Origin of the sequence: Natronorubrum sp. A-ect3, assembly GCF_041821125.1 — an archaeon.
Lineage (GTDB): Archaea > Halobacteriota > Halobacteria > Halobacteriales > Natrialbaceae > Natronorubrum > Natronorubrum bangense.
Window position 1 is genome coordinate 49,861 of sequence record NZ_JBGUBB010000006.1, and the last position, 26,722, is coordinate 76,582.

24 protein-coding genes are annotated in these 26,722 nt (G+C 60.4%); 15 read left to right on the top strand and 9 right to left on the bottom strand.

All coding sequences use genetic code 11. The annotated features are described in order from the left end of the window. Positions 1 to 171: 171 nt before the first annotated feature. Both ACERJA_RS16140 and ACERJA_RS16145 read right to left on the bottom strand, forming a co-directional pair. Positions 172 to 1,677: a serine hydrolase domain-containing protein gene (locus tag ACERJA_RS16140; RefSeq protein WP_373609279.1), complete on the bottom strand. Its 1,506-nt coding sequence runs from the start codon at positions 1,675 to 1,677 to the stop codon at positions 172 to 174. Positions 1,678 to 1,776: 99 nt separating this feature from the next. Then, complete coding sequence (locus ACERJA_RS16145; protein ID WP_373609280.1) at positions 1,777 to 2,448, bottom strand: HAD family hydrolase; 672 nt, start codon at positions 2,446 to 2,448, stop codon at positions 1,777 to 1,779. Between the two features lie 89 nt (positions 2,449 to 2,537). Here ACERJA_RS16145 and ACERJA_RS16150 point away from each other — a divergent pair, with 89 nt between their 5' ends. The 6 genes from ACERJA_RS16150 (at position 2,538) to ACERJA_RS16175 (ending at position 7,753) form a co-directional block, all read left to right on the top strand. Continuing rightward, positions 2,538 to 3,149, top strand: a complete 612-nt coding sequence (locus ACERJA_RS16150; RefSeq protein WP_373609281.1) for a polysaccharide deacetylase family protein — start codon at positions 2,538 to 2,540, stop codon at positions 3,147 to 3,149. A 151-nt stretch (positions 3,150 to 3,300) separates the two neighbouring features. Further along, on the top strand, positions 3,301 to 4,620 hold the full coding sequence (locus ACERJA_RS16155) for an RNA-guided endonuclease InsQ/TnpB family protein (RefSeq protein WP_373609282.1): 1,320 nt from the start codon (positions 3,301 to 3,303) through the stop codon (positions 4,618 to 4,620). An 11-nt stretch (positions 4,621 to 4,631) separates the two neighbouring features. Next, positions 4,632 to 4,802, top strand: coding sequence for a hypothetical protein (locus tag ACERJA_RS16160; RefSeq protein WP_373609283.1), 171 nt, complete (start codon positions 4,632 to 4,634; stop codon positions 4,800 to 4,802). Positions 4,803 to 4,947: 145 nt separating this feature from the next. Then, positions 4,948 to 6,159, top strand: coding sequence for a nitrate/nitrite transporter (locus ACERJA_RS16165; protein WP_373609284.1), 1,212 nt, complete (start codon positions 4,948 to 4,950; stop codon positions 6,157 to 6,159). Positions 6,160 to 6,327: 168 nt separating this feature from the next. Beyond that, entirely contained in the window at positions 6,328 to 6,717 is a 390-nt protein-coding gene (locus ACERJA_RS16170) for a DUF2237 family protein (protein WP_373609286.1), read from the top strand. 283 nt (positions 6,718 to 7,000) lie between these two features. Further along, positions 7,001 to 7,753, top strand: a complete 753-nt coding sequence (locus ACERJA_RS16175; protein WP_373609287.1) for an SDR family NAD(P)-dependent oxidoreductase — start codon at positions 7,001 to 7,003, stop codon at positions 7,751 to 7,753. A 179-nt stretch (positions 7,754 to 7,932) separates the two neighbouring features. On the opposite strand, the gene ACERJA_RS16180 is transcribed toward ACERJA_RS16175, so the two are convergent. The 4 genes from ACERJA_RS16180 to ACERJA_RS16195 form a co-directional block, all read right to left on the bottom strand. Further along, a complete protein-coding gene (locus tag ACERJA_RS16180) occupies positions 7,933 to 10,659 on the bottom strand; it encodes a DEAD/DEAH box helicase (protein WP_373609288.1) in 2,727 nt (908 codons plus the stop codon). Positions 10,660 to 10,661: 2 nt separating this feature from the next. Next, positions 10,662 to 12,185: a ribonuclease H-like domain-containing protein gene (locus ACERJA_RS16185; protein ID WP_373609289.1), complete on the bottom strand. Its 1,524-nt coding sequence runs from the start codon at positions 12,183 to 12,185 to the stop codon at positions 10,662 to 10,664. A 155-nt stretch (positions 12,186 to 12,340) separates the two neighbouring features. Beyond that, complete coding sequence (locus ACERJA_RS16190; protein ID WP_373609290.1) at positions 12,341 to 12,880, bottom strand: FxLYD domain-containing protein; 540 nt, start codon at positions 12,878 to 12,880, stop codon at positions 12,341 to 12,343. Between the two features lie 334 nt (positions 12,881 to 13,214). After that, complete coding sequence (locus tag ACERJA_RS16195) at positions 13,215 to 14,180, bottom strand: hypothetical protein (protein ID WP_373609291.1); 966 nt, start codon at positions 14,178 to 14,180, stop codon at positions 13,215 to 13,217. Positions 14,181 to 14,803: 623 nt separating this feature from the next. On the opposite strand from ACERJA_RS16195, the gene ACERJA_RS16200 reads away from it, so the two are divergent. After that, positions 14,804 to 16,318, top strand: a complete 1,515-nt coding sequence (locus ACERJA_RS16200; RefSeq protein WP_373609292.1) for a sodium:solute symporter family protein — start codon at positions 14,804 to 14,806, stop codon at positions 16,316 to 16,318. 44 nt (positions 16,319 to 16,362) lie between these two features. Continuing rightward, positions 16,363 to 17,580 carry an MFS transporter gene (locus ACERJA_RS16205; RefSeq protein ID WP_373609293.1) on the top strand — a complete coding sequence of 406 codons (1,218 nt, stop codon included), beginning with the start codon at positions 16,363 to 16,365 and terminating at the stop codon, positions 17,578 to 17,580. Positions 17,581 to 17,675: 95 nt separating this feature from the next. Here the strand turns inward: ACERJA_RS16205 and ACERJA_RS16210 are convergent, their stop codons facing one another. Next, on the bottom strand, positions 17,676 to 18,788 hold the full coding sequence (locus tag ACERJA_RS16210; RefSeq protein WP_373609294.1) for an agmatinase family protein: 1,113 nt from the start codon (positions 18,786 to 18,788) through the stop codon (positions 17,676 to 17,678). Between the two features lie 395 nt (positions 18,789 to 19,183). Further along, positions 19,184 to 20,224 carry an AbrB/MazE/SpoVT family DNA-binding domain-containing protein gene (locus ACERJA_RS16215; RefSeq protein WP_373609295.1) on the bottom strand — a complete coding sequence of 347 codons (1,041 nt, stop codon included), beginning with the start codon at positions 20,222 to 20,224 and terminating at the stop codon, positions 19,184 to 19,186. Positions 20,225 to 20,580: 356 nt separating this feature from the next. Here ACERJA_RS16215 and ACERJA_RS16220 point away from each other — a divergent pair, with 356 nt between their 5' ends. The 7 genes from ACERJA_RS16220 (at position 20,581) to ACERJA_RS16250 (ending at position 26,065) form a co-directional block, all read left to right on the top strand. Next, positions 20,581 to 20,964 carry an urease subunit beta gene (locus tag ACERJA_RS16220; protein WP_373609296.1) on the top strand — a complete coding sequence of 128 codons (384 nt, stop codon included), beginning with the start codon at positions 20,581 to 20,583 and terminating at the stop codon, positions 20,962 to 20,964. Further along, positions 20,961 to 22,667 carry an urease subunit alpha gene (gene ureC / locus ACERJA_RS16225; protein WP_373609297.1) on the top strand — a complete coding sequence of 569 codons (1,707 nt, stop codon included), beginning with the start codon at positions 20,961 to 20,963 and terminating at the stop codon, positions 22,665 to 22,667. Before ACERJA_RS16220 ends, ureC begins: the two co-directional genes overlap by 4 nt. A 114-nt stretch (positions 22,668 to 22,781) precedes the next feature. Beyond that, on the top strand, positions 22,782 to 23,156 hold the full coding sequence (locus ACERJA_RS16230; protein WP_373609298.1) for an urease subunit gamma: 375 nt from the start codon (positions 22,782 to 22,784) through the stop codon (positions 23,154 to 23,156). Further along, the gene (ureG, locus tag ACERJA_RS16235) at positions 23,157 to 23,777 is read left to right on the top strand and encodes an urease accessory protein UreG (RefSeq protein WP_373609299.1); all 621 of its coding nucleotides are present in this window, start codon (positions 23,157 to 23,159) and stop codon (positions 23,775 to 23,777) included. Continuing rightward, a complete protein-coding gene (locus ACERJA_RS16240; RefSeq protein WP_373609300.1) occupies positions 23,774 to 24,730 on the top strand; it encodes an urease accessory protein UreD in 957 nt (318 codons plus the stop codon). The genes ureG and ACERJA_RS16240 overlap by 4 nt, the downstream gene beginning before the upstream one ends. Then, on the top strand, positions 24,730 to 25,359 hold the full coding sequence (gene ureE / locus ACERJA_RS16245; protein ID WP_373609301.1) for an urease accessory protein UreE: 630 nt from the start codon (positions 24,730 to 24,732) through the stop codon (positions 25,357 to 25,359). Before ACERJA_RS16240 ends, ureE begins: the two co-directional genes overlap by 1 nt. Then, positions 25,349 to 26,065 carry an urease accessory protein UreF gene (locus ACERJA_RS16250; RefSeq protein WP_373609302.1) on the top strand — a complete coding sequence of 239 codons (717 nt, stop codon included), beginning with the start codon at positions 25,349 to 25,351 and terminating at the stop codon, positions 26,063 to 26,065. The genes ureE and ACERJA_RS16250 overlap by 11 nt, the downstream gene beginning before the upstream one ends. A gap of 188 nt (positions 26,066 to 26,253) precedes the next feature. On the opposite strand, the gene ACERJA_RS16255 is transcribed toward ACERJA_RS16250, so the two are convergent. Next, positions 26,254 to 26,547, bottom strand: coding sequence for a translation initiation factor (locus tag ACERJA_RS16255; protein ID WP_049889899.1), 294 nt, complete (start codon positions 26,545 to 26,547; stop codon positions 26,254 to 26,256). Positions 26,548 to 26,722: the final 175 nt, after the last annotated feature.

Sequence of the window (26,722 nt, forward strand, 5' to 3'; positions counted from 1 at the left end):
ATCTCGTAATCGGCCGAACAAAAGCCTTCTTTAGGACACTCGGAAATTCTGAACAGTTCTAATGAATGGCTCAGTGGACGAGACAGTACACTGCTGGCGATCCAGTGTCTTCGTTGACAGTGGTTATCAAGCGATCTCGAGGAATCGCTTGGGGCGTGGCCTCGAGGCGATTCACGTAGGCCCATCACCTCCGGTTCGCGGAAAGAGGACCGTCACCAACAGCAAGGCGACAACTGCTGACAGTGCTAGTCCGATCCAGTCCGCAATGACTGGCAAAAAGAACGCCACGGTTTCTCGACCGACAGTCCACCAGAGGCCAAGCGTCGCCACACCGAGACCAGCGAGGAGTGCCCGAACGGGACGGTCACGTTCTGACAGCGGATCGAACGTTCGATTTCCGGTGATGGCACCGAATCCGAGCCGCAGGGCAAGCCCGACAGCCACGCCGACGAGAATCCAGACTGGCAGGCGAACCCATCGCCTCGCGCGTGTCAGTGAGACCGTGGGGAGTCCACGCTGCTCGATCCACGCCTCGATCACGTCTGTGAGTAGCTGCAAACTCCGCTCACTGTTTGTGAGGATAACGATACCGTCGCCGGTCCCGGGGATGGTATGAAACCAGTGCCACGATCCAGGCCCCTGTCCGCCGTTCATCACCGCTTGTTCCCCGTCGGAAAGCGTTTCGACAAAGTGACCGAGCCCCGCGCTGTCGCTTGCGAGGCCGTAGAATCCAGTCGTTCCGACGGCCGGAGCGTAGATCTCGCCGACGGTCTCCGGAGCGAGCACACCCCGCCCAACCGGTTCCCCGCCCGTCTCCGTGCCGGCGGCGACAAAGCGAGCGATATCTTCAACGGTCGCGTACAGTGCACCGGGGGCTTTGGCGGGACCATGTGACAGAGAGACCGATGTTCCATCAACGAAATGCTCCGTCGCCAGCTCCGAACGGAGTCGTTCGGTCATATCGAAGGTGGCTCCGTCCATTCCCAGCGGCTCCAGGATTTCGTCGTCGATGTACGCTGCGAAGTCTTGGCCCGTGACGTCCTCGATTAGGAGTTCCAACAGCGCGTAGCCGGGATTCGAGTACCGAAACTCACCAGGTTCGTCGGTCGGTCGAGCCGCCGGCCCGCCCGCGTTTCCGGACAGCGCCTCCCGGAGCGGCGGCGGCTCTTCGTCCAGTGAGACACTCTCGTATACGCCTGCTGGCAACCCAGCACTGTGGCTGAGTACTCGCCGCACGGTAACCTCCTCCCACGAATACTCGGCGTCCGGACGCTCCCAGCTCGTGAGGTGCTGGCCAATTGGATCGTCGAGTGCGATCTCATCCTGCTCGACGAGCTTCAACACCCCCCACGCAGTGACCGACTTCGTGAACGATTGCACCCGGAACGGCGTGTCCGCGGTCGTCGAGCGCTCCGCCGCGGGGTCAGCGGTACCGTAGGCATTGCTCCAGGTCAGCTTGCCGTCTTCGACCAGGGCGATTGACGCTCCCGGCACGTCGTATCGCTCGAGCAAGTCCGGAACGTACTCGTCGAGATGCGCCGGGAGCGATTCGTCGGATGAGACAGCTCTTGTGCTGGAGCCGAACTGACCGAAGAGTTCCCCGCCGGTTCCGATGAGGGGGGCCGCAAGCAGTTGTCGGCGAGTAGTAGTGTCGGTTTCCGAACGACCCGGTCGCATACTACTCCTTGTGTGGACTACCTGAAAAACGTCGACGCTTCGCTCGAACAAAATCGCGCCGCGTAGACAAATAGCTGGATTGTGATTGAGCGATGGGTGTCAGCTGTCTTGCAATAGCTCGAGAACTGCCTCGAGACTCTCGAGGTCCGCCATCGGCTCCGTCTCGAGATGGGACGTCGCGTTGTGCTCTCGGCGGAGAAACACGGTATCGAATCCCGCACGCTGGCCTGCGACAACGTCGCTTTCGCTGTCGCCGACGTACAGCGGGTTCGAACAGCCAAGATCTGTCGCTGCCGCCTCGAGATACGTGGGGTCGGGCTTTTTCTCTCGGAGACTGGCTCGGGTCGGTTCTCTGGCACGAATCGTTCCGAACTGTCCCCGCAACCCGTACTCTCGGAGGACGAAGTCGACGATTCTGGTCTGATTGTTGCTCACGATTCCGCGTGGGAGTTCGACGCGCTCGAGACACGCCACATCGTCGTACGGCGCTTTCCGCCCGGCGATGGTTTCCGTCCGGAGCGTCGTCTCGATTCGGTCCTCGCGACACTGCCAGAGCCGGTCTGGGGTGACGTCATACCGCTTTGCAACAGCACAGAGCTCATCCTCGGAGACTCGAATCGTGATCGTGTCGACGTCGTCGGGATCCGGATCCGAAACTCCCGCATCGGCGAACGCGCCGAGTGCGGCGTCTCGCAGCACGTGCTGTGAACAGAGCGTGACGATCACGCCGTCGTGATCGAGGAGGAGTCCGTCGTACTGCTGGCTGGTCATCGTCCATATATTGGGCGAGACACTACTGAGGCTGTCGGTTCCGTGCCTAGTGAAGACTTAATCCGTGACAAGTCGATGCAGATACCAGTATGCGACCAGCAGACGATGCGACACTCCGAGAGTTCGAGACGTGGTTGAGCCTGCTTACCGACGGCGAGCTGCCGGAGCGCCACAAGTGGAAGGCGTGGTTTTGCGTCGCCGAATACGAACAGCCGGATTTCGAGGCCGTATCGGCGATGCTCCGGGACAACAATGCGTCGGGAAGTTTCGTCTTCCTCGGCCGCGACGCCGAGGAACAGGCCGAGAGTATGGAGATGCTCGACGCTGACGGGCACGAAATCGCGTTTCACTCACACCGCCACCACACGTATTCCGAACTCACCTACGACGACGCCCACGACGCGATCACGACTGGGTTGGCAGCGATCGAGGATGCAACAGGACTCTCACCGGACGGCTTCTTTGCCCCGTTTTTGGACCTCAGCGACGGGACGGTCCAAGTGATCGAGGAGGTAGGCTTCGACTGGGTGCTCGGAAGGACCGACCACGAGCCCGATGGTATCGAGATCACGCCGCCGGTGATCCCATTCGATACGACGCTGCTGGAAGACCACAGCCCATCCGAGATGATGGGACAGTTGCGCGAGAAGGCCGACGCCGGTGAATCGCCGTTCCTCTTTCATCCACCAGTTATGGGATGAGCAGGCGCAAAACCTCGCCGTTCACGGCGGGGATACGCGCCGTCACTGGATGACACTCTCCACCGATAACTGCACGGCTGGATATTCCACGGTCGCAATCCAAATCTTTACAATACAGAGCAACATAACCTGTTATGGAGACGTTTCACGAATGCACGTCCACCGCACCTATCGAGCGAAAATCCGCAACCACTCCCAAGTGGAGCGGATGCTCGACCTGCACGCGTGGAGTGCATCGAAACTGTGGAACGTTGCAAACTACCACTCCCGCCAAGTGTGGGAGGATACGGGCAAGATTCCCGACGACTCGGACTTGAAGAGCGAGTTGAAAGGTCATGACAACTACAAAGGACTCCATTCTCAGTCCAGTCAGCGCGTTCTGGAGGAACTCGCTGAAGCCTTCAACTCGTGGTACGGCAAACGCAAGAGCGACAGTCGTGCGAATCCGCCCGGCTACCGCAAGAAAAACTACTACGACGACAACGGCAACCGCGTCCACGAAGAACACCCACGCAGTACGGTGACGTGGAAGCAGAAAGGCATTCGTCACGACTCGAAACACAACCGCGTCCGGCTCTCAAAAGGTGCGAACCACAAAGACCACCCGAGAGACTGGGACTACATCCTCGTCGAATACGAAACTCGTTCCGAGGTTACGGTTGAAAACCTGCAACAAGTCAGGGCCGTGTACGATACGGCGAAGGGTCGGTGGGAACTCCACCTCGTCTGCAAACACGAAGTTGACACACCCGACGCACCCGGCACCGAGACAGGAGGTATCGACCTCGGCATCTGTAACTTCGCCGCCGTAGCGTACAGTACCGAGGAAGCCGACCTGTACCCCGGAAACCGCTTGAAGCAAGACGGGTACTACTTCCCCAAGGAAATCGCCAAGTGCGACGACTCGGGCGGTTCTGAGGCCACTCGACTCCATCACAAGTGGTCGGAGCGCCGTACGCACTTCTTCCACAGCCTCGCCAAACACATCGTAGAGAGGTGTATCGAGCAAGGAGTGGGGCGAATCAACATCGGGAAGCTCAACGGCGTGCGTGAAGACGAGAACGGTGAGTCGAAGAACTGGGGTAAACACGGCAACCTCGACTTGCACGGGTGGGCGTTCGACCGCTTCACCTCGATTCTCGAATACAAGGCGAAAGTCGAGGGTATCGAGGTCGTAGAAGTTTCTGAGCGTGACACGAGCAAGACGTGTTGCATCTGCGGTAGAGAAGACGATAGCCAGCGCGTTGAACGTGGCTTGTACGTCTGTGAGGAGTGTGACGCGGCGTTCAACGCTGACGTGAACGGGGCGGAGAACATCCGTCTCAACATCAACGACGAAAGTAACTCCGAGTCTTCGTCCAGATTGGGCGGGGATAGGAGTACCGGCTGGTTGGCACAGCCCGGAGTCTACCTTCATGACTTGTCCCACGGATTCTTACCGAGGGAACAAGTGGTGGACTGCAAACCTTAATACCCCAACGCTTGGGAATCCTCTCCCTTCAGGGCGGGGAGGATGTCAACGAATTCGAGGATGGCATGGACGCCCTCGAGGAATGGATCCAAGCGGTCGAGCCTGTCACCGTCGCCGAGCAGATTGCATCGGGCGGGACGGGGATAGTACTCGACTGTGTTCGACCGGTGCGTATCAAGTAGGGAGCATTGACCCCTCGAGTAGGATCCACGGACTGACCGCTGTGTTGTCAAATAACAATCACGAGACAGAATATCCCAAAGACAGTGGTGGCGAAAATCAGAGGATATGAGTACGTAGCCCCTTTTTCCACTAGTAAATCATATAATGAATGCCTTGGCAGTTTTTAGACAGGAAGCGAAAGGATTGTGGGGCGACGGGAAAGGTGTCTCACTTGTTGCCGTCGCTGTTGCATGGGGGTTGCTCAACGGGACCCGTATGGTTTACCCGGTTATTATCCCATACCTACAAACTGCGTTTGACCTCAGTCTGACTGTCGCCGGCCTACTGGTCTCTGTTCTGTGGTTCTTTGCAGCGATCGGCCAACTGCCAGGGGGGATACTCGCCGACCGATTCGATGAGCGAACACTGATGACTGTGAGCACCGGTATCGTTGCAGTAGCACTCGGGCTTGTCATCACTGCCCCGTCACCACTGGTTCTGTTCACTGCAACAGCACTTTGGGGAGTCGGCCATTCGCTGTATCCAATCGCCCGAATCACGTTCCTCTCAAATCTGTACTCTGGTCGGCTTGGAAGCGCGCTTGGTGTGACGATGGCAACAGGCGATGTTGGCCAGACAGTACTGCCGCCGATTGCAACCGTCCTCGCTGCAGTGGTTGCGTGGCAGGTTGGACTCGGTTTCGTGGTCCCGCTTCTCGTTGTCGCTGGAATCGCGATCTTTGTGACGTCCTCGCCCCAGCGTTCGACGTCACAGTCAACAGATTCCCAATCACTGTGGGACACGCTTGGTGTCGTCACGGAACTTCGCAACCCATCTATGGGGTTCATGACTGGCATCCTGTTTCTGTATCTGTTCATCTGGCAGTCATTCACGACGTTCTACCCGACGTATCTTACAACTGTCAAAGGGATCGCGCCGTCAGTCGCAGGTGTCTTGTTTGGATTCTTTTTCGCCGTTGGTGTGGTTGTAAAGCCAGTGGCCGGGGCAGCGTATGATCGGATCGGGATGCGAAAATCGCTCGTCGGAATTCTGACGCCTGCCGTTGCAGGGTTTTTCCTCCTTCCGATCATTGACAGTCTCTGGTTTCTCGTCGTAGTAACTGCGCTGATAAGTACGATGCTCGGGACTGGTGCAGTCACACAGTCGTTTCTCGCCGATTCGTTCTCCGACGAAATGCAAGGGACAGGTCTCGGCGTTGTACGAACGATTACCGCAGCACTCGCTGCTGGCGGCCCGGTTCTCTTTGGCGTGATCGCTGACTACGGATACTTTGATCAGGGATATTTCGCCTTAGCCGTCATCATGGCCGTGGTTGTCGCCCTCACGCTTCGAATGCCGACTGCCCGACAGTCGTAGCTAGGAGGAAGCAACTGGGTGTGATTTCGGGGACGTGATTTTCTCGAGGTCGCCCTCCAATGACTGCATGCAACGGAGCGGTCAGCGACAGCACTTGGGTAAAGATGGTGGCGGTGAAACCATCATACGGGAAGAGGGTTTTTGTTCACACAGTACCGATCTACCAGTATGTCCGAACAGAACGTCCTCGGCGGGGAGCTTGCCACCTGTAGCACTGATCCGACAACTGGCTTCGAGCGCGATGGCTGCTGTGGAACGCATCCTGACGACCGGGGGAGACACGAACTCTGTGCGGTGATGACCGACGAGTTTCTGACGTTCAGCAAAGAACGGGGCAACGATCTCGTGACACCGCGCCCGACGTTACAGTTTCCCGGGCTTTCCCCGGGTGATCGCTGGTGTCTCTGTCTCGGACGGTGGATTGAGGCCCTCAAAGCAACGCGGGCCGAACGCCTCCCGGAGACGACCGTCCCGCCGGTCATTCTCGAAGCAACGAACGAATCAGTGTTGGATTCCGTAGACATGGAGACACTCGAGGCCCACGCTTACGACTCGTAGGCGGCCATTGAGGAGCGAAGCTAACCAGTTGCATACAGCGTCACGAACTCACCTCATCCTGTCCAGTGGAGCCACCGGTCGCACGGTCTTCGATTCTGACGCAGTAGCCGGCGACGACACACCACGCGACTTCGTATTGGTCGGGAAATCGTGTAGCGACGTGATAGCAGGCAGGGTCGTCACCCCCTGAGCACCCATATGTTGTGGTCAAGTGCCGATTGCAGAGGATACGTTCACCTCTAGTGATAGAGTTATGACCCTTTCGCGCGTATCGTACGGTGCAATGATTGACCTTACCGACCGTGTGGCGATCGTCACTGGTGCAGGCGGCGGAATCGGCGAGCAGACTGCGCTGTTGCTGGCAGACCAAGGTGCGGACGTCGTCGTGACGGACGTCATCCCGGAGCGTGAAGACGTCGGCGACGCGGTCGAGGAGCGCGGAGCGAACGCACTCGTACGCGAGCTTGACGTCACCGACCGCGAGGCGGCGGAATCAGTCGTCGACGACACACTCGAGGAGTTCGGTCGTGTCGACATTCTCGTGAACAACGCGGGAATCTTCCCAACGGCGACACTCGATGAGATGACTGCTGAGGAGTGGCAGCAGGTGATCGACATCAATCTGACGGGCGTGTTCAACTGTACGAAGGCAGTCCTTCCGGCGATGCGTGAAGCGGGCTATGGGCGGATCGTCAACGTCTCATCAGCGTCGGGCGGCCATATCGGCTGGTCTGGTGACCTCTCACACTACGCGGCGAGCAAGGGTGGAGTCGTTGGCTTTACCCGGAGTGCCGCGATCGACCTCGGCCCTGACGGGATCACGATGAACGCCATCGTTCCCGGAATGGTCGACACCGGCGCTGCCGAACGGGTTGCCGACGAGGACGCGATTGAGGCCGCTGTGAACGCCACACCTGTCGGCCGCCAGGGCGATCCTGAAGAGTTAGCGAGCGCCATCGTCTATCTGGCTTCCGAACCGGCAGCGTTCATCACCGGTGCGTCGCTGGTCGTCGACGGCGGCATCACACTCGTCTGAAGCGGTCGCTTTCGCTCAGGGCGACCACTCACCGAAGCGATGACTTGCCCTCGAGTCACCCCACTGTCTTGTTGTATCCCAGCCGCGGTCGGGATTCCTGCGTTAACGAGACGCGTTGCGTCTCGTTCGCACCCCAGAACGCTCTGCGTGCTGGGGACGTCTTCAGGGGCGAGAGGATGTCAAGAGTAGAAGACGACGGGACGTCGATCGCCACCGTGCTCATCTGAACGGTGTGCTGAAAGATCGTCAAGATCGTCCTCACCGAGGAGTTGATTGAGAACATCGATCGCTGATGCCCTCAGAAGTGGCTTGTTATCGTTGCCGCAGTTTTCATCGAACGTACAGGCAGGACAGCCATTGGGTCGCCCACAGCTACAGTCTCTGAGTTGATCTCGAGCGCGTTCGGCGAGCGCCTCGAAATTGTCGTAGATGGCGCGTGCAAAGCCAAGACCACCGTCAACCCCGTCGTAAATGAACCAGCCCGAGGAGGGACGGCCGGACAGTTCGCTGGTTCGTTGTTCGAGGGCGTGTGTTGCAGCTTCGAACGAGTCCCTGATCGAATCGGCGATGTCGTCATACTCAGGGTGGGTATAGTGAGTGTCCATGACGAGTGTGGCGAGACCGCCGAGGTCGTTCTTGTCGACACGAAGCTCGAGCGGCGCAGTCTGAATCGTGGCGTGTTCTGCAGCGTGCAGTCCGGCGACGTATCCGAGATGTGCCACCCCTGCCTGATCCGAATCAACGCCGGTTTCGACGCCGTAGTCCTGGTACTTCCGTATCAGTGGTTTCTCGACGGCTTCGGGGACCTCAACCCAGCAGAGCTGTGTTTCCATGAGGATCGGTGGGTTTTCGGTCGGGATCAGCTGTTGTTTCGGCTCGCTGTTACCGATGTACATCTGATCGTAGGCGTGGTGATGCACTAACACCGTTCCACGGCCGAAGTGGAGCGTAAAGCCGTTGATCTCACGAGACTGCTCGGAGTCGGCATCGAGTACGTTGACCTTGTTACGAGAACGGGTGTAGTACTCACATTCGACCGGCTCGAGTTCGATAATCGGTTGGGGACGGTCCTCATCGACAGTGACGACCTCATACTGCTGGCCGTTCTGGAGCCTGACAGCCCCTTCGTGGTAATCCCGGTAGGCCCGGTTCTGATCGACTGGCTCGAGATCGAGGTCGTCGGGGAGGCCCCAGCGTTCGCGGTCGACGTCATCGGCAAGCTGCAGCCGGTACTCCGTGGTGTTGGTGCCATAGAGATTGACGCGAGTCTGTGGGCGGCTGGGACCGCTGTAGTGGACGGCTGCGTCGAGAGAGCCATCGACGAAACCAGCCTCACGCCACATGCTGACGGCAGACCGAAGCCGGTCTTCGTCGGCGAACGTCCCGATATCGGACTCGTCGAGTGCGATTTCGTCACAGGCACAGCAGACGTGCGTCGCGAAGACGGCATTGTTCGAGGTGTCGACGACGGCGTCTTCGACGTCGGTCTCGAGTAAGTACTCGGGGTGGGTGAGGATGTACTGATCGAGGGTCCGATGATCACCGACCAGGACCGCAAGGCTCCGGCTTGCCTCACGACCGGCGCGACCGATCCGCTGCCAGAAGGACTGCCGTTGTCCGGGATAGCCCATCAAGACGGTCGCATCGAGAGTCCCGATGTCGATTCCGAGTTCCAGCGCCGACGTCGTTGCGAGGCCTGTGAGGGCGCCGGTTTTGAACTGGTGTTCACGGGAGTGGCGGGTGCGGCGACCGAGCCCCGCGTTGTACGCTTCTCGACCGACAGCGGGTAATCGGTCGTATGCTCGAGGATTGTTTCGTCGGTGGTCCTCAGCACGTTGGATACTGAGTTCGGTGAGTTTTCGGCTCGGACAGAACAGCAACGTGCGAACATCGTGTGCGGTGAGATGATTGAATACTTTCGGCGCGTCGACGCTGGCCGGCACTCGTTCCGCGACGAACTCGTCCTCGGAGTCCGCTTCGGAGTCGTCCTCGAGTTCGGAACTGAACGGACCCTCATCGGGTGTCGTGTCACGCGTTTTGTCTCGCGGTGGTGGATTCCACAGGACGATATCGCGTGGCCCGTGTGGTGAGCCGTCGTCGTCGACGACGGTCACGGGAGCGTTGATGAGTTCCGCAGAGTGATCCTGTGGGTTTCCGATCGTCGCAGAGGTGAGGACGTACTGTGGGTCACCACCCCAGTAGTCGGCGACGCGTTGCATTCGGCGGAGAATCCACGCGACGTTCATCCCCTCGATCCCCGTATAGGTGTGTGATTCGTCGATCGCGACGAGGTCGAGGGCGCTGTAGAACCGACTCCACTTGTCGTGGTGCTCGAGGTAGACGTTGAGGCCCGCGAAGTTTGTGAGGATGACGTCTGCCTGCTCGCGGATCGCGCGGCGATCACCCGTCGTATCGCCGTCGTAGGTCCGGACTCGGATGTCGAGGCCGAGCTGGTCGTACAGCACCTCGAGTGACTCCTGTTGGTCATTCGTCAGCGCCTTCATCGGATACACACACAGCGCGGTGGAGGCGTCGTTCTGTTCAGACACACGGGTGCCATCCGCGTTGAGAACGCCAGCCTCGAGGAGATTTCGAGCGATCTGCAACCCGTAAATGTGAGTTTTTCCGCTCGACGTGGATGTCGCCACCGTGACGTTGTCGCCGGCGTCGAGGGCCTCGAGGGCGTCGGCCTGGTGACGAAACAGTTCGTACGGATAGGAGTCGGCGAGTGCTGGTTGTAACACGTCGTCCGTCGAGACTGTGTCGGCTGGTTTTGCAGGGAGTTCAATGGTGTCGACGTATGTGGAGTCTGGTGTGAGACTCGAACGGGGAAAGCTATCGACGAGAGCCGTCCCTGAAACGTCGATGCGAGTGTTCCTGTCGGTTTCGGTGTTGTGTTCGCTCATTTTCAAAAGTCAGTGAGCCCTGCCTGGCGTCCATCTGCGCCGCCAGCGCCGCTGTCAGTCATGTCGCGCCGTGTTGCATCGGTGATCGCTTCGTAGACGTGCCAGAGCGCCCGGCAGTCATCTTCACAGTACGTCTCATGTCGGTCCCAGTCGAGTGCTCGCTCGGGATCGTCTGGGTTCCGCATGAACGACTGGTATGCAACAGCGGTCTGTGCACCCGTCAAGCCGGTTCCAGCAGACTCGTAACCGAGAGCACGGGCCACGTGATCGAGCTTGTTCGTTCGGCCAGGGAGCAACACGTTACCGTCACGAACGGCCCACTTGTACAGATCGTAGGTCCAGACGTCGTCCCAGGCGTCGACGTACGCCGGACAGTACCGATTGAGGAACTGAGTGATGTAGCGGTAGTCGAACCCGTGGCCGTTCCACGTCAGCACCGTCCGGTCACCGTGAGTGGCAAGAAACCAGGTCATAAACGCCTCAAGCACTGGCTTCGGATTCGTTGGATGTTGTTTCTCGATGAACGCTTGGTGACTGTCAGTCGCCGGATCGTAGACGCCGAACTGCCAGATGATTGACGGAGAGAGCCCGTCGGTTTCGATATCGAGACAGATCGGCGGCCGATCGTCACGCGTTTTGACCGGCGTTTTGTTCGTCAAGACGAGCGGCTCTCCCGACTCGATGACATCCGCATGGGCATGCATCTTCTCAGCAGTCGTCCGTCCGATACCTGAGAGGCCGGTGAGATCGGTGACCGAAACGTTTCGGACGTCGTCGATCGTTTCACACCCACGTCGATGCAACTGTTGGGCAGTTGCTTGGCCAACCCCGTGCAGTGCTGTGAGCCCGAACCGGTCGGCGTCGACAGCTTCTGCGGCGACGCTCCCGTGTGTCGTGCACGTGTACTGTGCGAACTTCGATCCGCCTCGAGTCGTTGCGCCGAGTCCGGCGATCGGGACGCGCACAGACGAGCAGTTGTGCGTCAGTGTCCACTCGTGGTAGTACTCAGCTGGCTGGCCGCCCGCAAGAACGGTAACTGGCTCGGAGAGGGCCGCACTGATCGCTGCGAGCTGTTTGGCGTTCGGAAGGGTCGTCGAGAGTGTCGTCGGATTCCAGTCGATGGTGAGTTGCGGGACGAACAGAAACGTCGCGGCGTTGTCGCCTGTCTGGCGCTCACCCGTTGTAAGTTGCGTTTCGAGACGGGAGAGGACGTCACGACTCTGAACGGCGAGGAGATCGATCGTCTCCGCTGATGAGGCTGTGTCGGACACTTCGTGCACCCCTGTCTCGAGAGCGTACCGATAGTGCTCGATGGGTCCTCCACCGTGGCCGAGTTGTGGGTGAATGACAGGCCGGTTCGGAGCACTATCACGAGCGAGTGCGTACGCGTTGCCAGTTCGGGTTCCAGGGATCGTGACACAGTCCGGGGAAAAATACTGGACAGCATCCTGGACTGTGGCTCGTGAAACGCGCTCGAGCGTTGATGCGGGAAGCGAGAGCACCGCCACCGACTCATCAACCGCCATACGGAACGTAGTTCGAACTGTCGCTGTATAAGTGTACCTTCAGCCCTCGAGAGCACGACCCGAGGCACGCTGCCACCTCAGCCCGCAGACACCACTATTATTATCGACAGCTTCCCGCGAGTTCGGGCGCGGGAATCAACCGAACAGCGAGCACGCTACCCGAACGTCTGTTCGGCTGTCTCCCCGTCCACAATCGCGAGCTCGTACTCGACAACGTCGTCCTCGAGACTCATGATCTCGAACGGAATTTCCTCCTCGTCGTCCATGTCGCCGATGCGCGTCGAGCCTTCGTCGACGCGCTCGCCGTCGGCGTCGTAGAACGCGACAGCGACTTCGACAGACATGAGTTCCTCTCCAGAATCGTTGACGACGATGCCGACAACTGTCACCGAGTACTCGTCTTGGACGAGGTCGTCGTCGGTGATGCGAAGGCCTTGGACCGGTGGTTCGCTGTCCACGCCGAACGGATCAGCCTCGTCCTCGGTCGCGTCTTCGTCCTCACTGTCCGTCTCGCCCTCATCGTCGGTCTCCGTCTCGTTTCCGCTCCCGTCGTCATCGGTCGTTTCGCTTTCGGTCTCGTCATCATCGGTCTCGCCGGCGGACTCTCCGTCGTCTGAGCCCTCTTCGCTGGCACAGCCAGCGATGATCGTCGGCAATGCAACACCCGTTCCGAGTAACACCTGACGTCTACGCATGACGCGAGCGACTCCGTCAGGGCGGATAGTCATACGCTGCTTAGGTCAGTGTACGATACCAATATGTGCGCCGTGTGACGACTCTCCGATCGTCGCACTCTCGCTGCGGTGACGGCCTTCACTACGAAGCAGAAGGCGGCCATCCGGCGATGGACTCGAGAAAGAGCACTGCTCCGCTGAGTCGCGCGTTCCACGCAGACTCGCCCGTTGAGACACGGAACTGTGACAGCCCGTACGGTGGGTCTACTGCTGGCGGTAACTGCGTACGGGTCGCCTGCTGTCCCAGACCTTCACGTCTCCATGAACATGGACCTCCTGTTTCGCTGGCGTCAAACTACGGCTCGTAGTGTTCGCGATGGACGACTTCCGACTCGTTTTCCGCCTCGTTGATTGCGGTCACGACTATCTGGTCGCCATCAGTATCGTAGGCGATGTAGAGAGTCATATCCTCCCACGTGGCGGTGAATTCGTCATCATCACGGTCGAATGCTCCCGTGCTCGCACCTTCGATAGTGGACTCGACCTCGATCCGATTTGCATCAACGCCTCGCTCATCGGTGAGCACGACAGCGGCCTGTGGAACGTCGCTTGTCGGACTGTCGTACTCCCAATCGATCTCGACGACTACGTCGTCGTTTTCGTCCTCGATCGGCTCCTCGAACACCGCTTCAGGATCGTCTGGGGTGTCGTCGATTGGTGCTGAAAACAGATACCGCCACTCACCATCCTCAGTCGCGAGCATCCAAACCGTATCGTCCTCGGTTGGATCGTCGACAGTAACCTCGACCGTGGCCATGTCCTCACCCTCAAGCGTCTCAGCGAGTTCGTCCTCTTCGAACCAGAACGCTGCACCTTCTAGCTCGAACACATCCGCGACCGTGGCGTCGTCATCGATTACCTCAGCATCGAGCCCCTCGAGATCCTCCTCGTCGCCGCCGCCACGGAACTCCCAGCCATCCTCGACCCATGCCGCAGGATCCAGTGGATTGTGTGAGTGAGAGAGTTCGCTCATCCGATCGAGGTCTTCTTCCGCAGCTGCCTCCAAGAACGCATAGACCACGGTCAGCGGACCCTCGTCCGAGTCGGTCTCTTCTTCCTCCGATCCGTCGCCATCACCGCTACTCTCGGACTCGGTGTCACTCTCACCGTTCGGGTCGCTCGAGTCAGTATCAAGACAGCCCGCAAGTGAGACGGCAGTGACGAGCCCGGCTTGCAGTGCACACCGACGAGAGACTGTGGTGGTCTCGGTGGTACGGTTACCATCGCTGGACTGGAGGGAATCGTCTGTATCGAAGACCATACGTTGACTACGAAAGTTAGATATTTGAGATTTTTGGCTCTGGAAAACCGCCATACTACGTGGGTTCTGGCGTAGTGTTGTCTCTGCGAGACCGCCCACTCGGTTCGTCAACGCTGGGTCCCTCGAGATTATAGTCAAGAGCGTTCCAGCGTGCCGCCTCGAAAGACGTTGTCACCTTCGACGAACAGGCTGCTCGAATTGTTCGACTCCGGGTCACGGGCCACTGAAACGACGTCGAGAGTTGTCGATCAACCGGCACAGACATGCTCGAGCAGACCGCCAACGTTCCCTCCTGTTGTTATATTACCAAATATAAGGAGTATATCGACACTGCTAGAGACTAGCACTCCATGAACGGTCCAGGGATGCTTGTTCCGACCGTATTCGTTCACCATACGGCGACATACACTATACAATACCGCGGAAAATCTTTTCAATGATGGCTATTTCTAAAGGTCTGTGTTGAATATGAGCACGATCTCAAAACAGGGACCTGCTATGCGAGAGAGACGCGTCGAAACAACAGATTTCGACGTTTGCACCGGGAGAGCGAGTCACAGAGCGACGGCGCAGACGGTAGTCGACTCAAGTTCGTCAACTGGACGTGGGAAAACGGTGATCGAATGTCCGGAACTGTAATCATCGGTGGCGTAGCCATTTTCCTGACGGTGTGTATCACCATCGGGCTCTACATGGCCCGCAACGTCGACGGAAGCAGCGAGAACTACATTCTCGCCGGCCGTGGACTCGTGTTGCCGATCGTCGCGGCGACCCTGATGGCACAGTCGCTAGACGCAAACGCCACGCTTGGAAACACGGACCTTGCAGCTGATTTCGGCTTCTGGGCCGGAGCTGCACTCCCCGTCGGACTAGCGGCCTGTCTGATCATCTGTGGCCTGTTCTTTGCGAAGCCGCTCAATCGGATGAACCTGATGACGCTACCGGATTTCTTTCGCCGCCGCTACGGCCGTTCGGTCGAGGTCTTCGCCTCGGTAGTGACGTGTCTCAGCTTCACGATCCTGTTGGCGGGAAACCTCGTCGCGGGCGGCTTTCTCTTCGAGACGTTCCTCGGAACGTCCTACATCACTGGAATCGTGATTCTCGGATTGATTATCCTGCTGTACACGCTCACTGGTGGGCTGTTCGCCGTCGCGTACACGGACATCATCCAAGCGAGTGTCGCCCTTGTGGGCTCGCTGGCGCTTCTTGGATGGATCGGGATCAACTACGGTCTCGTCATCCCCGACGGCACCGGACCGACGGCGACGGCCCAACTCACCGATCCTGACTCGGGAGCGATCATTAACTGGGCCCAGATCACCGCCCTTGCTTTTGGAAACCTCGTCGCACTCGATTTCAATGAACGGGTGTTATCGGCAGAGTCACCCGAAACGGCCCAGAAAGCGTGTTTCGGCGCTGCAATCGGGACCTTGCTGATCGGCCTCCCGTTCTCGCTGGTTGCGCTCTCGGCACCCGAAATCCTCGCCCAGGCTGGCGTCGACGCCAACGGTGCCCCCGTCCTCTATGCGCTCATGCAGGACGTCGTTCCCCCTAGTCTCGCGGTGCTCGTCCTCGCCGGCGTGATCGGTGCCTCGCTGTCGACCGGTGATGGTGCCGTGCTTGCGACCTCGTCAGTGATCGCCCGCAACATCGCAGGCATCCGCGTCGAAGAAACGGCGTACGACACCACGCAGATGGACAAACTGCTCCTCTTTACCCGCGTCATCGCCGTTCCCGTAGCCGTGATTGGTGCGTTCTTTGCGATTCGGCTCCCCGAAACCGGACTGTTGCTCGTGCTCGCATTCGACATCAGTCTCGCCGGCGTCGTCGTCCCCTACGTGCTCGGGATGTACTGGTCGAAAGCGAACACGCCCGCTGCCCTCACGGCGATCGTCGCCGGTGCTGTGAGTCGAGTTAGCCTGTTCGTGCTGATGCCAGAAACCTACGGCCTCGAGAACACACTGTTGTACGTGCCAAACGATGTGTTCACCGTGGCGTTCGACGGCTACCCGACGTTTATCTGTCTGGGACTCTCGCTGGGCGTGTTCGTCATCGTCGCACAGATCACTGACGAAACCGATACGCCAGCACCAAGCCCGACCGCGTACAACGCGGCCGGCAGCAGTGACGACGACTGATCGACCCCGCCATTTATATCAGTTATTCGTTGTATTGTAGGGACATGGCAGCGGTTGCTGGTACCAAATGGCGTGCACTTGTTCTCATCGGCGTCGCCGAACTGTTCGCGATGACGCTGTGGTTCAGCGGGACCGCTGTCGGTCCTGAGTTGGCCGAGCTGTGGTCGCTGACGGCCGCCGAGACGGCGTGGTTGACCAACGCCGTCCAGCTTGGGTTCGTCGTCGGAGCGTTGCTATCAGCATCGCTGACGATCGCCGACGTCGTTCGACCGCGGTATCTCTTTGCCGGCTGTGCGTTCGCCGGTGCGGCGTCGACAGCACTGATCGCCGGCGTCGTAGACAGCGGGTTCCAAGCCATTGTCCTGCGCTTTCTCACCGGTGTTGCACTTGCCGGCGTCTACCCGACCGGGATGAAAATGATGGCTTCGTGGTTCGTCAAAGGCCGTGGGCTCGCGATCGGCGTCCTCGTCGGCGCGCTTACCGTCGGCTCTGCCTCGCCACACCTGCTGCGGGCCGTCGGCGGGATCGGCCAGCCACGCCTCGTTCTGTATGGGACGGCCGCCATCGCAGCCGTCGGTGGCCTCCTCGCATTAGCCTACGAGGACGGCCCACACCAGCCTGAGACAGCCCCGTTCGATCCGAGCGCGATCCGCCGGATCGTCTCCGATCGCGGCGTCGTCCTCGCCAACACCGGCTACTTCGGCCACATGTGGGAACTGTACGCGGTCTGGACGTGGATTCCGGTCTTTCTCCTCGCCAGCCTCGAGGCCAGTGGGACGCCGACTCCCGAGCGATGGGCGGCGCTGCTTGCGTTTGGCACGATCGCGATCGGTGGCGTCGGTGCGTGGCTCGCCGGCTCGGCCGCGGACCGAGTTGGCCGATCGATAATCACGAGCGCGTCGATGATCGTCTCCGGGGCCGCGTGTCTGCTTGCAGGCGTGGTCTACGGCTCATCGCTGGCGATCATTACCCCATTTGTGCTTATTTGGGGCTTTTTCATCGTCGCGGACTCCGCACAGTTTTCCACAGCGGTCTCGGAACTCGCAGACGACAGCTACGTCGGCTCCGCGCTGACGCTCCAGACGGCCATCGGCTTTCTCATCACCATCGGGTCGATCCAGCTCATCCCCATCGTCCAGCGGGCCGTGGGCTGGCAGTGGGCGTTCGTTCCCCTCGCGATCGGGCCGCTGATCGGGACGATCGCGATGCTCTGGCTGCGCTCCCTGCCGGAATCGGCGCAGTTAGCCGGCGGTCGTGGATAGCGTACCGTCTGTCGAGACGACGTCGATCACGGGCCATCAAGCGAGCGTGTGACAAAAAACCGCGTGGCGAAAAACAGCAGTGCGTGTCTCGTTCGTCAGTCGTCTGCCGGGGCCTCGAGGTCGCCTTTCGGTCCGAGTGGTTCCTTGGGTTTGATCGGTGAGCCTTCGGTGCGGCCCTGTTTGGCGAGTGCCATACTGCCCATCACCTCGAGGATGAGGCGGTTGGCGAAGCCGGAGGTGATCCCGCCGTTGTAGGAGTTGGTGTCGCTGGCGTCGTACTGGGGGGCGACTTCGACGACGTCGAACCCGAAGTGGTCGGGGTCGAGCTGTTTGACGGCGTCACGAACCATGGCGATCGCCTCACGAGGAATGAGGCCACCAGGTTCGGGTTCGCCGGTGCCGGGACAGTAGGCCGGCTCCATGACGTCGACGTCGAAGGAGATCCAGACGGCGTCGGTGCCGTCAGTTGCGCGCTGGACCGCGTCAGTGACGATGTCGTGGAGGTCAAACTGGGCGACTTCCATCGCCGTGTACCACTTCATGCCGGCCTCACGCATCTCCTCGTAGGTGTCCGGGCCGGGCCAGAAGCCACGCGGGCCGATGAGGGTGTAGTTCTCGCCGGCCATCAGATCACTGTCGTAGAGGCGTTTGACCCATGCACCGTGGTCGAACTCGAAGCCACAGAGGCCGTCATCGCCGGTGTCGGCGTGACAGTCGAAGTGGATGAGTCCGATGTCGTCGTAGTCGTTGGCCTCCGCCCAGCCTTTGATGTCGGGGTAGGAGATCGAGTGGTCGCCACCGATGACGATCGGGGTCGCGTCCTGATCAGCGATCTCGTACACCGCGTCTTCGATGTTGTCCTGACTCTCCTTCGTGTCGCCGGGTGAGATCGTCGCATCGCCAGTGTCGGCGACTTTGAAACTGTCGAACGGGTCGATCCCCGTCTCGATGTTGAAGTGCTGGTACGGCGGCGAGGGAACTGTCGACGCTGCACGGACCGCACGCGGTCCGTAGCGCGTTCCGGGGCGGATCGTCGTCGCCGTGTCAAGCGGTGCACCGAGGATCGCGATGTCGACGTCGTCCTCGCCGACCGCATCGCGGTCGATCTGGGGCAGCTTCAGGAAAGACGGAATCCCCGCAAAGATCGGTTCGTTCGCTTCGTCGTACGCGTCGCCGTACATGTCGCGTCCAGATTTGTCGTTTGTCATAGTTATGATCGTTCGAGTCAGTCTCCAGAACAGTGGTCAAACGTGTTCTGAATCAGCTGAACATGTGGAAATTCGGAACCAAATGTAAAAGCGTTCCTTCGAATGTGTACTACGGTCTCCTGATTCCAAGAGCGGGGACAAACCATCGGAGTGGGCATGAACTCCTAATACGCCCTAATACTGTCATCTCTGCGAGGTCTCGAGTCGATCGCCCACACTCGAGTCACGGAGCGGGCAGTGCTCGAGAGCCAAAGCCGTCTCTCGGACGAACTGTCGTCGCCGTCCTCGCGACAGGCCACGATGGGACGACCCACTTCGGAAATCCGTCACCCAGCGATGAAACGTGCTCTCGAGGCAGGGATCAACCGAACCCGTTCACAGTCGCACAAAACCAGCTACGGTTCGTCGGTCGCCGCGTCCGTATCGACGACCGATCGGGAGCGAAACGCGAAGTGATCGGCGACGTCCAGACTGTCCGTCGCGTGCTCGCCGCTCGAGCGCAACGCGGTGAGGCTTCGCTGGAGGACGAGCAGCGGCTCGGGACGTGTTTGCTCGAGATGGGTCTGTGCGCCATCGACGGCCGTCGAGAGCGTGTTCAGTGCCCCGCGTGCTCGACTGATCTCCTCGTGGTCGGGTTCGGTGACGGCCGCCCGGGTCGCATCGGCCGTCGTTGCGAGTGCGTCAGCGACGGCCCGGAACTGTGCCGTCGTGTCGTCGTCGAGCGGTGTGGGATCGTCGCTCTCGGCGACCAGCGTCGCGATTCGGCGTGCTCGTTCGGTCATCAACACGACGTCCTGTGCAACTGAGCGGTAGCCGATCAGCGGGAAGCCGGTCTCGAGGCCGACGGATTGGTTCAGCCGCGGGTTTCGGTACGTCGTCAACACCAGCCGCAAGAAGAGATAAAACAGCTTCTCGACCTGACGCTCGTGGTGGATCGTTCGCCGGGCCAACTCGTCGTCACCGGTACAGAGCGCATCGACGGCGTGCTCTCGCATTGTCGCTTCGGTGCGCCAGAGCCGGGAGAGCAGCGTTGGCAGTTCGAAATCGTCGGGCGCGACGGAGCAGCGAACGTCGACGCGCTCGAGGCGTTGCTCGACGATCCCAAGCCCCATCAACTGGCGTTCGACGTCGGCGACGGCCTCGAGCGCCGCCGGTGAGAGGGTGGTGTCGCTTTCGACGCGGATGAGCTGTCGACCGAGGACGTACTGGGCGAGGATCGCTCGCTCGAGGGCGTCGGGCGCTAAGGCATCGGCATCGATCACCGCCGACTCGTCTGCAGTAGCGGACGACTCGGGAATAAGCAGGAGCGAGCCGCCGTTTTCGTCGCGCTGGATGAGCAACTCGTCGCCTTTCCGTGCGTCGTGGTCGCGGGCCCACTCTGCCGGAAGGGTGACCGCCAGCGTCGAGGAGCCCAGTTGCTGAATCTTCCGTTTCATTCGGATGTCGTCGGCGACCACCGTCGATCACCGCGACCGTACCGACTGATTCACTCGTGCGATCCTGACTGTCCGAGCCATACGTCACCCCCTCGAGGACCGGCCATTTACGTCCACTGATTGCCACAACCAACTTATTTCACACCATATCTGGCGAAATGTACAATCCTAATACGACCTTCACGTGATGATGTTTCAGGAGAGGTATTCCTACCCGTTCGTAGTTTAGAATCACAGCACCGTGGGCAAATATTGTTGTTCATGCTCGAGTTTACATGATATGTGCATCTAACTCGCCATATAATGAAACAACACAGTAGTGAGTCAGTACTGCTCGAGCCGGGTGTCATCGACACATGAGCGAGTTCGTTCCGGGCGAGTTACGCCCGGCCGAGGACCCGGTACGGATCAACGAGGGTCGAGAGACGGCGACGGTACCCGTCGAAAACACCGGCGACCGCCCCGTCCAGGTCGGCTCGCACTTTCACTTCTTCGAGGTCAATCCCGGCCTCACGTTCGACCGGGAGACGGCCTACGGGATGCGCCTCGACGTCCCCGCCGGAACGGCGATGCGGTTCGAACCCGGCTGTGAGCGCGACGTCGACCTCGTCGCCATCGGTGGCAATCGGATCGTCCACGGGATGGGCGGGCTGGTTGGCGGCGACCTCGACGACGACGAAGTCCGGGCTCGAGCCATAGAGCGCGCTCGAGCGCGAGGCTACATGGAGGCCGAGCAGTGAGCCGCGACCTGCCTCGCGAGGAGTATACGGACCTGTTCGGGCCGACCGAGGGCGACCGCCTTCGACTTGGTGATACGAACCTGTTCGCGAAAATCGAGACCGACTACGGCGTTCCCGGCGAGGAGGCCGTCTTCGGCGGCGGGAAGACGATGCGCGACGGCATGGGGATGCAGTCGGGGACGACACAGGCCGAGGGTGCGCTCGACTGGGCGTTTACGAACGTCGTCGTCATCGATCCCGTCCTCGGGATCTGCAAGGGCGATATCGGCGTCCGTGACGGCGAGATCGTCGGCGTTGGCAAAGCCGGCAACCCTGACACGATGGACGGCGTCGATATGGTGATCGGTCCGAGCACCGACACGATCCCCGCCGACGGACTGATCGCGACCCCCGGTGCGCTCGATATACACGTCCATTTCAACAGCCCGCAACTCGTCGACCACGCGCTCGCCTCGGGCGTCACGACGATGTTCGGCGGCGGCTTTGGCGGCGGTGCGACGACCTGCACGCCCGGTCCCGAGAACATCAAGCGGTTCCTGCAGGCTGCAGAAGAGTGGCCCGTCAACGTCGGGTTCTACGGCAAGGGCAACAGCAGCCAGCCCAACGCGCTCTACGAGCAGGTCGAGGCTGGGGCCTGCGGGCTCAAACTTCACGAAGACTGGGGATCGACGCCCGCGGCGATCGACACCTGCCTCGAGGTCGCCGACGAGGTGGATGTCCAAGTCTGCATTCACACCGACACCCTGAACGAATCTGGCTTCGTCGAAGAGACGTTCGATGCCATCGACGGCCGTGCGATCCACACCTTCCACATCGAGGGCGCAGGCGGAGGCCACGCACCTGACGTCCTCGAGTTGATCGGCCACGAGCACATGCTGCCGTCGTCGACGAACCCCTCGATGCCCTACACCGAGAACACGTTCGACGAGCATCTGGATATGGTGATGGTGTGTCACCATCTCAACCCCGACGTCCCCGAGGACGTCGCCTTCGCCGAATCCCGCATTCGCGCGGAGACGATCGGCGCGGAGGACGTCCTCCACGACACGGGCGCGATCTCGATGATGACCACCGACTCCCAAGCGATGGGCCGAATGGCCGAACTGATCTGTCGGACGTGGCAGACAGCACACAAGATGAAAGCCCAGCGTGGGCCGCTCGAGGCCGACGCGGGAACCGAGGCCGACAACGCCCGAATCAAACGCTACGTCGCCAAGTACACGATCAACCCTGCGATCACGGCAGGGATCGACGACTACGTCGGCTCGCTCGAGCCGGGCAAGCTGGCTGATATCGCACTCTGGAAGCCCGGCTTCTTCGGCATCAAGCCGAAGGCAGTGATCAAGGGCGGCTTCCCGGTCTGGTCCCAGATGGGCGAGGCCAACGGTTCGCTGATGACCTGCGAGCCGGTGATCGGCCGCGAACGCGCCGGCGCACAGGGCCGGGCGAAACACGCCCTTTCGGTCTCGTTTGTCAGCGAGGCCGCCTCCGAGAACGACGTTGGCGACGCCTACGATCTCAAAACACCCGTCCGGCCGGTCCGCGACACGCGGTCGGTCCGGAAATCAGATATGCTCTACAACGACCACTGCCCGGATGATATCGACATCGACGCCCAGACGTTCGAGGTCGAGGTGGACGGCGAACACGTCACCTGCGACCCCGCCGATGAAATCCCGCTCGCACAGCGATACCTGCTCTGAACCGATGGTCTACTCAACGAACCCAACCCCCACGACGATTGTTGTATCAACGAAACGAACGACACACTCGAGTCGGCCGACTCATCCACCCATGGCGACAACGGGGGTGAACCAATGAACCTCTCGCCGAAAGAACTGGAGCGACTGACGGTCTTCATGGCCGCCGAACTCGCCCGCCGTCGGAAAGACCGTGGCGTAAAACTCAACCATCCTGAGACGGTGGCGTATATTTCCGACTGGGCCTGTGAGGCCGCCCGCGAGGGGAAGTCGGTCGCCCAAATTCGGACTGAAGCGACTCAGCTGCTCACTCGCGAGGACGTCATGGACGGCGTCCCTGCACTGGTCGACATCATTCAGGTCGAACCCGTCTTCCCCGACGGCACCAAGCTGGTGACGGTCCACGACCCAATCCGCGCCGACAGTCGCGACCAACTCGAGACGGTCGATCCGGCTCCGGGTGCCGACCTCGAGCGATCGGAGGGCGAATAGATGGGGTACAGAGATGTTGCGAAAGTCGGCCTCGGTGGCCCCGTCGGTTCCGGCAAAACGGCGCTGGTCAAACACCTCGTGCCCAAACTCGTCGATGACGGCTACGAGGTCGGCGTCATCGCCAACGACATCATGACGCAGGAGGACGCCGATGTCTTTCGGGAGTCGTTTGCCGACCTGCTGCCTGCCGATCTCGTCGAGGGAGTCGAAACGGGTGCCTGTCCACACACGGGCATTCGTGAAGATCCCTCGATGAACCTCGCCGCGATTGATGAGTTCACCGAGCGCCACCCTGAACTAGACGTGGTGCTGATCGAAAGCGGCGGCGACAACCTCGCCGCCACCTTCAACCCGGAGCTGGCCGACTACTTCGTGTTCATCATCAGCGTCGCAGAGGGCGAGGATATCCCGCGCAAGCGCGGCCCCGGCGTCACACAGGCCGACCTGTTGGTCGTCAACAAGACCGACCTCGCACCCCACGTCGACGCCGATCTGGACGTGATCGAAGCCGACACAAACGAGGTGCGAGGCGACGACCCCTTCGTCTTCACGAACTGCAAGGACGCGACGGGAATTGAAACGGTGCTCAAGCACATCAAGCGCGAGGTGCTGTTCGCGTGAGTGCGATCCACTCGAGAGGTCCCACGGACGGTTTCCCACCGCTGCCACCCGCTTTCGAGGGTTACGCCGACGAATCGCTCGCACAGGCCCCTGCCGGTGGCCCCGGAAAGAACGGGCTGCTCGAAGCGACGTTCGCCCGTGAGGGGGCCAATCCGACCCGGCTCATCCGCGATCACGTCAAAGTGCCCTACCATCTGACGGGCACGCTCGAGAGCGACCCAGCACCCGGCCTCACGACGCTGGTCGCTCAGGAACCAACTGGCGGCGTCGCACAGGGTGATCGACATCGGATGGTCATCGACGCTCGCGCGGGTTCTCGCGCGCACGTGACGACTCAGAGTGCAACGAAAGTCCACAGTATGGGCGCAAACTACGCCCACCTCGACGCCTCACTCAAGGCGGAAGCGGGCAGCTACCTCGAGTATCTGCCGGGAGCGACGATCATCAACGAGGACGCCCGTTGTCTCCAGACGGTCCGGGTCGACCTCGCCGACGACGCTTGTGTCATCGTGGGAGACATCCTCGTTCCCGATGGATTGAGTGACCACGAGCCGTTCAGTCTTGACCACTATCACGCGCGTGTCGAAGCCGAGCACGACGGCCGGTTGGTCTGTGCCGACGCCGTGGATCTGCGGCCGAGCGAACGAAACCCGCAGGATTCCGCGAGCGTCGGCGAGTACGGCGTCATCGGCTCGCTGTACGTCTTTGCGCCGGCCTCGAGTGACAGAACAGCTGCGTTCCGCCTCGAGGAGCTAGTCGAGGGCATCTACGACCGGATTTCGGACCGCGAGGGCGTCCAAGCCGGCGTTTCAACGCTGCCCCATGAGGTGGGAGCAGTCGTCCGCATTCTCGGCCACCGCGAGGCAGACGCAACCGAGACGCTTCGCGCCGCGTGGGACGAAACGCGACAGCAGCGACTGGGGGTCGGCGCACCTGCCGACCGGCGATACTGATGGAACGAATCGACGGCATCGTCGGCAACGTCCACGCCGACGACGACCTCGCCGCGCTTCGAACGGACCACGAGGCAGCCGGCACGCTCGAGCGCGTCGTCATCGACGCCGACAACCGGCGGCGCTCACGATTTCGGGCAACGACAGATTCAGGGACGGATATCGGCGTCACCGTCGACAAAGCAGCAGTCTCCGCTGGCGATGTCCTATTGGTTGATGCTGACCGAATGATTGTCGTCGCGTTCGAGCCACGCGACGCGCTTGCAGTGACGCTACCGACCGACGCAACGACACAGACACTCGAGGCGGCGGTCGAACTCGGTCATCGGATCGGTAACCAGCACTGGGATCTCGCGGTCGAAGAAGGGGTCGTCTACGTCCCGCTTGCGGCCGACCGTCGCATCGTCGAGCGGGTCGTCGCCGATGTCGTTCCCGGCTCGACGATTCAGGAGACGACTGTCGAAGCTGACCTGTTCGTGACGGACCCCGACGACGCCGGGACGGATCACAAGCATGGGCGTGGAGACGAGCAGACCGGTGACGACCACGGCCACGAGCACCCACACGACGGTCACAGCCACGGACACACGCACAGCGATCACAGCCACGACCACCACCATGACCACTGATCCCGGCTCGTTCCTGACTGCACTTCGGCTCTCCGACTCGTTTCTCCCCGTCGGCGGCTACACGGCCTCGTACGGCTTAGAACAGTACATCAACGAGGATCGACTCGAGGACGGCGACGAGTTGCAGGCGCTGCTCGCGGCGTACCTTCGGCGCGTCGTCGGCCCCTGTGAGACCGTCGCGCTGGCCAATGCCCACCGGGCGAGTGAAGCGGGAGAGTTCGACATGCTGCTGGCCGTCGACAACAGACTCCACGCGGTGACGATGCCTCGAGAGTTCCGCGAAAGTTCGACGAAGGCGGGAGCAAAGCTGTGTGAGTTGCTCGCGGAGACGGGTCCGAACCGTGCGAGCGGGGATGAGCGCGATCTCGAGTCATTGTTCGCCACGGCTATCGAAACCGACGAGACGCCGGGTCACTATCCGGTCGTCTTCGGTGTCGTCGCACAACGGCGCGGACTCTCCAGACTCGAGGCCTGCCTTGCTCACGCCTACTCGTTCGTCACGGGACTGCTCGGAGCGGCCCAGCGACTCGGTCGGTTCGGCCACACCGAAATCCAGTCCGTGCTCGAAGAACTCCAGCCCGTAATCACGACTGTCTGTGGACGTCACATCGATGACGAACCGACGGCGATGGCTTCGTTTGCGCCGCTGGCTGAAATTATGGGAATGCGCCACGAACGGGCGGGCCGGCGACTCTTCATGAGTTGAGCGCGGATCCACAGCAACTTGTCCGTCGAGAGGCCCCACGCCGTACACTCTCTGGTCGTCCCAACTGGATCAACGGCCACGAAGGGCGTCTCTTCGCCTTTGCACTTGTACTCGAGCAGTCAGGAAAGGGCCTAGCGCCTCTGTTCAGCTACAGTACTGATTGTGAATCGTGACCTCTGTGGCCGGTGCTATGAGGTGTCATAGCCATGTTCTCGAAGCAGTTCGGGGAGTCGGTCACGGTGGTCGCCTTGTAGTTCGATGGTACCATCATTGACCGTCCCGCCCGTCGCCAGTGACGATTTGAGCGATGAGGCAAGCGATTCGATCTTTGATTCCGGAACATCGAATCCCGAGACGGTTGTGACTGCCTTTCCGTATCGCCGTTCGTCGATACCAATTGATACCTGTTGCTGTGCCTTGTCGAGATCGCCATGGCTCTCAAGTTCATCCAACAACTCGTCTAGGGATTCATCCTTTGTCACAGTATTAACTTTGCACTCTTAGTTAATATAATTTGTTGTACAATACTCCCGGTCGACTAACGCTTCGATGGGGCTCTGACCTATATTGGACAACAGCTCTTGACACGGAGAATTCGTCAACCGATAGGACTATATTTCGCAAATATATTCTCCCAGTATGGTCCAGAGAAGATCA